This is a genomic window from Faecalibacterium sp. DFI.5.82 (assembly GCF_029076575.1).
Taxonomy (GTDB): Bacteria; Bacillota; Clostridia; order Oscillospirales; family Ruminococcaceae; genus Faecalibacterium; species Faecalibacterium duncaniae.
The window spans coordinates 1-312 of record NZ_JARFIS010000488.1; the positions used below are offsets into that span (position 1 = coordinate 1).

Below are 312 nucleotides of genomic sequence, written 5' to 3' on the forward strand. Positions count from 1 at the left end.
CGGATTACCCGGTGTTCTGCTGGACGGAACCCTACGGGCTGTTCTTCATCGGGCTGCCAAAGGGGAGCCTGTGGAAGTACAGCGTTTACAGCTCACCGGACTTTGCTCTGAGCATGGTGCGGGTGCTCCCGGCGGCAGCGCTGGGAATGCTGCTGCTGGGTCTGGCGCTCTGCTTCTGGTTGAGCTGGCGGGGGGCAAAGCGGCTGGAGACCGTGGCACACGGTCTGGATGCACTGGCGCAGGGGCAGACTGTCCGGCTGCCTACGGATGGTTTTTCCGGGGAACTGGCAGAAAAGCTGAACCAAACCGGGG

1 pseudogene is annotated in these 312 nt (G+C 63.1%); it reads left to right on the plus strand.

The window, feature by feature from the left end:
- A pseudogene (locus tag P0G09_RS17545) lies at positions 1-312 on the plus strand (sensor histidine kinase); the annotation flags it as partial.